Origin of the sequence: Intestinimonas sp. (assembly GCF_026169115.1) — a bacterium.
Classification (GTDB): domain Bacteria; phylum Bacillota; class Clostridia; order Oscillospirales; family Oscillospiraceae; genus Intestinimonas.
On record NZ_JAPFEA010000036.1, the window covers coordinates 1 to 5,234 of the forward strand.

A 5,234-nucleotide genomic window follows, 5' to 3' on the forward strand; every position below is an offset into this window, starting at 1 on the left:
AGGTATAATTGGAACGCTGCAGGTTATACCGATAACTCTTCAGCACACCATTTGTCGTAGAACGGATCATACTGCAACCTCCTTTATCAGCTCAAGATCCCAGTACCGTTTATCAGCTTGTCGATCATCGCGTCCAGCGTCGTCATCAAACGGCAGGCGGCATTATAGGATTTTTGGTACTGCATCAGGCTCATGGCCTCATCGTTCAGGTCCACGCCGGAAACAGAATCCCGGCTGGTATCCAGCTCCACTGAGGCCGCAAAATAGTTGTCCAGCATGGTGCTGGTTTTATTCATATCGCTGCCCAGGACGAATCCCACGTTCTCCCACATCTCCTCAAAGGTGCCGTTGAACATGGGGGTATTTGTGCCGTTCGGCGTGATCTGGTTTGGCAGATAATCCATTTTCTTGGAAAACAGCGCGATCATATGCAGGATATTGCTGCTGTCCGTGGTGGCCGTTTCCTGGTTGGCGGGCTTGACGAAGGAGGATATGATCTGCTCACCGCTGGCCCAGGTCTTGGAAATGGTGATATTGGAGGCCGTGATCCCCTCCGCGTTATCTGTGTCGCCCCGCGTGCTGAACATGTTGAAGCCGACCAGCAGGTCTTTCTTTTGCTGCTCCGTGAGGTCTTTTTCATCGGTGACCGGCTTTCCATTCACCTGAAGGACATTTCCATCCTTGCCCAGGAACTCCCCCTTCTCATTCCGCATATAGCCCTGGTTGGCGGAATTGAAGGTCTCGGCAAACTGCTTGGCCAGCAGGTCCAGCGCCTTCTGGTAATAAGGGATGCCCCGCTTGGTGGCGGCGTTCTCGTCCACATTGTTGATGGTATCAGCCGTGGAAAATTCGCCGGCCTCCGTCAGGCTTTCACGCACCGATTGCAGCGCGCCGTACAGGTCGTTATCATCCAGATTGACGGCCTTGGAGGGCGTCTTGGTATAGGTCTGCTGGAGCCATTTGCCGTCCTTCGTCTTCTGGTACATGGTGACGGTGATGACGCCGTCCTTTTCAACCGTCGTCGGTTTGCCGTCAAAGTTGTTGGGGTCAGCCGGAGTATACGCCTTCCACTCGCTCTTCTCCGAAGTATACAGCAGCTTCCCCTTGATGTCCCGCAGCTCGGCGATGGTCAGGTCAAAATTGGGGCTGTCGATGAGGGCCGCTTCCGCAAGAACATTGGTCCCTGTCCCATCCGGCTTCAGAAATTCTCCAAAACCAGGAGCGCCAGCTTGGGCGTTCGGGTCGTACTTCGGATTGGGCTTGGGGACCTGCGTGATGGAAAACTGTGTGGCGTAGATGCCGTCCACCAGCGTGGAGGAATCGGTCTCCACGGCCCCGTCCGGGTTGGCGCCGCCGAGCTTGATGATGAGCTTCTCTACGGTGTCGCCGCCGCCGATGTCCTCCTCGGTGTAGATCACGTCGATCTTCATGTACTCCGAGAGCTGATCGATCAGCAGGTTCCGCTCATCCCGCAGCTCCAGCGCATTGTCGCCATGGATCTCACTCTTGCGGATGGCCGCGTTCAGATCCCGGATGTTGCTCAGGAGGTTGTTGACGGCGGTGACGTCCTCCTTAAATCCTTTTGCCGCGTTGTTGTAGTGCTCCGTCAGGCGGGACGCATAGGCCCGGAACTGGTCCGCCAGGGCCTGGGCGGCAGCGCGGACCTGGGTATCGTACACAGCGTGGCCGGTCTGATCGTTGAGCATCTGCAAAGCCTCATATACCTTGTGCAGCTTATCGCTGATGACTCCGAAGTCATCGTCTCCCTTGCCCACTTCGTCCAGGATCGCCTGGATCCCTTCCAGTCCGGCCAGCTTCGCGTCCATCGCGCCCACATTGGATACCTGGCTCCGGTACCGAATATCCAGATAGGGGTCCCGGAGCTGGGACACGCCTGTGCACAGTACGCCGTTGCCGGTCCTGGCATCGTAAGCAGAATAATAGCGGTCCGCGCCGGCGGCATAAAAGCTCTTCTGCTCCAGCCGCTGGCGGGTATACCCCGGCGTGTTGATGTTTGAAATGTTGTTTCCTGCTACGCTCAGGCCCTTCTGGGCGGCAAAGATGCCGAGCCGCGCCTGATTGAAATATCCAAAAGTTCCGACTGAACTCATGTTCTACTCCTTTTCCCGCTTTATCAGCTGATTCCTGACTGTCATGCCCGAAAATCTGTCTTCATGGATTCGGGGGGAGCCGCCTCGTCCCGGGCGCCATAGCCGGGTCCGTTTTCAATGGGGCTTGCGCCCAGCTCGGAAAGCGTCCGCTCGATCTCGCGGATGCCATGCTCCAGCATATTGCGCGCCCGGTCCGCATGACGCCGGTATTCCTGATATTGATTTTTCAGCGCCTCCACGGCCTGCCTGACCTCTGGCTGGGCATCCGGCGGACAGCGTTCGGCGATCTGTGAGAGAGGAACGCCTGACAGGCCCAGATCGCTGATCGCCCGTTCCCGTTTCTGCTCCAGGCCGCGCATGGTAAGCACCACCGCCTGCTCCTGGTTCATCACATCGTCCAGCGCCAGCAGGTCATCCGACTCGACGGCCTTGATTTTGCGCTTGGCCAGCTCTGTGAGCTGCTCCAGTCCCCCGCGTATGGAATCAAAGACGTTCAGAAGATAGGGAATCAAGCCATCCATCGTCAATCCCCCACCATGAACAGAATCTTATCGGCGATTTTCATCGGATCCGGGACATATTCCTCGGCGGTGACCGCCCGCTTCAACGCTTGAATGTCCCCTGTCGTGGTAGCAGTCCGAACCTCCTGCGAGATGCGGCTGACCATATTTTTTTGCATTGCATCCTCTCCAGCCAGCGCAGATGAGAAATTGACTGAATCATAATTTTTATTCATATTCACTTTCACCGCAGCAGCTTGTTTTTGCATGGAATAATAGGTTTTTGCCGGACAGATCGGAGGGATGCAGCCCGAAGAGGAAGACAGCACAGTATCTCACACCTTTCCCAAAACTGATTTCGGAATGTTCACTATTTAATATCGTCATAATCGGTCCAAAAATAAGAAACCTGAATAAATTCTTTTCCGAACCCAGTCCGCGCAAGCCGGGGGCCGGCGCTGCCGCCCTTCCGGCCTGACTTACTGGAAAGGGCGCGCTGAAATACAGACCTTCTCAAAGCCCTCCAGCCATTTGAAGGGCTTTGAGAAAGGGGGCCTTTCGGCCCCGCTTTCTCGATGATGAAGCCCGCTCAGAAGGAAAGCGCGGCCTTCTTGTAGAGGAAGGTAACGATCTGAGCCCGGGTGCAGGGGGTGCCGGGGCTGAACATCGTCCCTCCCGTACCGTTTGTGATGCCATAGATGGAGGCCCAGCGCACAGCAGGCGCAAAATAGTCCCCGTTTTTCACATCAGAGAAGGGACTTCCACCGCTGGTCGCCGGCGAGCCGGCGTGCCGGTACAGGAAGGTGACCGCCTGCCCGCGGTCCACGGCGGCCTCCGGGCTAAAGGTCGTCCTTGTGGTCCCGCTGGTGATCCCCTGCTCCACCGCCCACAGCACGGCGTTATAATAATAGGCGTTGTAACTCACGTCCTGGAACGGGTTGACCCCGCTTTGAGGGGCCGGACTGCCTGACGCGCGCCACAGGAAGGTGACCGCCTGCGCTCTGGTGCAGACGATATCCGGGCTGAAGGTGCTCGGGGTCGCCCCCCCTGTGATCCCCTCGCTCACCGCCCACCGAACTGCGTCATAGTAATATGCGTTGGCGGGCACATCCACGAAATGGCTCTCCCACCGGGGCGGCTCGGGCTCCTGGGGCGCAAGCACGATATCCACGCTCCCGGAAAACGCGGTCCCCTCCACGCTGCGCCCATCGTAGTCGATTGAAACGGTGCCGGAATACCCGTCCGCAGCCAGGAAGGACACGTCGTCCAGCAGCCGGCCGCTGCCCGTCCGGTAGTAGCTGGCGGATTCCGTCAGCTTGCTCTCTCCGCTGGAGCCGTATTTATAGTATAGTGTGCCATAGCGGGTGGCGGGGAGGGAGAAGCGGACATAGCGCAGGTTCTCCCCCGTGAGTTCCCGACAGGCCGCGTTGAAATCCGCGGCGTCAAACCGCACCTCCGCACCACTTTTGGCGGGATAGGTCACGATCCCATCCTCCGTCCCCACTTCAATGCGGACGCTGCCGTTAAATCGGTCACCGTCCACGTCATATCCGCGGAAGGGGATGGACAAGGCGCCTTCATAGCCCTTTCCGGGCACAAATGTAATGCGGGAAATGCTCGGACTCCCGGAGTGATAGTAGCTGGTGGACGACGAGACCCTGGCGCCGGCAGAGCTGCTGGTATAGTCGTAATAGAGCGTGCCGGACGAGGAGGCGGGCAGCTCAAAGGTCACCCGGTCCAGCCTTGCGCCGTTGCTGCGCCGGCAGGCCGCGTTGAAATCCGCGGCATCAAAGGTCACGGCCTTCCCGGCCCCCGTTTTATAGCGCACCACGCCGTCCCCACTGTCATCGGTCACCTGGATGACCAGCTCCCCGGAGAAGGATTCCCCGGAGGTGTCAACGCCACGGAAGGAAATGCTGACCGTGCCCTCAAAATCTTTTGCGGGGACAAAGGTGACGTCGGAGAGCCTGGGGCTCCTGCTCCGGTAATAACGCTCATCCTCCGACACCTTCCGGTCATACCGGTTGGCGCTGACATAATCGTAGTAGAGGACGCCTTCCCGGGCGCGGGGGAGCTCAAAGCGCACGTAGGAGAAATTTCTGTCGTTGGCGTCCTGACAGACCCGGTTGAAGTCCGCCGCGTCCAGCGTGACTTCCTCGCCCACGCCGGTCGTGTATTCCACGTCGCCCGTCCCGTCACTTCCGGCGGCGTACACGGTGATGGTCACTCTGCCCCGATAGCTCCCGCCGGAGGCGTCCACGCAGGTATAGGGCACCGACACCCGGCCCGTATAGCCCGGCGACGGCAAAAATGTGATGAGGTCGATGCTGGGCGTGCCCGTGGCGTAATAATTCGTGCCGCTGTCCACCCGCTGGGAGAACTCCGCGGCGGCGCTGTATTTGTAATAGAGCGTTCCGCGGTTGGAGGCAGGCTGTTCAAAGACGATGTGACGGATGGAGCGGCCCGTGCGGGCCAGACACACGGCGGCAAAATCCGCCGAGCTGTATTCCAGGGGGCGGCCCTCAGCGGTGCTGTTTGCCACGTCATCCGTCTTCTCCACCTCGACCGGGATGGGGCCGTTGAAGGTCCTGCCATTGTCGGCGCAGCCGGTGTAGGAGTTGAT

At 58.8% G+C, this 5,234-nt stretch carries 4 protein-coding genes; all 4 read right to left on the bottom strand.

What is annotated here, in order from left to right:
• Positions 1 to 86: 86 nt before the first annotated feature.
• Positions 87 to 2,111 carry a flagellar basal body rod C-terminal domain-containing protein gene (locus Q0Y09_RS03455; protein ID WP_297717662.1) on the bottom strand — a complete coding sequence of 675 codons (2,025 nt, stop codon included), beginning with the start codon at positions 2,109 to 2,111 and terminating at the stop codon, positions 87 to 89.
• Between the two features lie 41 nt (positions 2,112 to 2,152).
• Entirely contained in the window at positions 2,153 to 2,632 is a 480-nt protein-coding gene (locus Q0Y09_RS03460; RefSeq protein ID WP_297717665.1) for a flagellar protein FlgN, read from the bottom strand.
• Between the two features lie 2 nt (positions 2,633 to 2,634).
• Positions 2,635 to 2,880, bottom strand: a complete 246-nt coding sequence (locus Q0Y09_RS03465; RefSeq protein WP_297717668.1) for a hypothetical protein — start codon at positions 2,878 to 2,880, stop codon at positions 2,635 to 2,637.
• A 320-nt stretch (positions 2,881 to 3,200) separates the two neighbouring features.
• On the bottom strand, positions 3,201 to 5,234 hold a 2,034-nt coding region (locus Q0Y09_RS03470; protein ID WP_297717670.1), incomplete at its 5' end, for an S-layer homology domain-containing protein.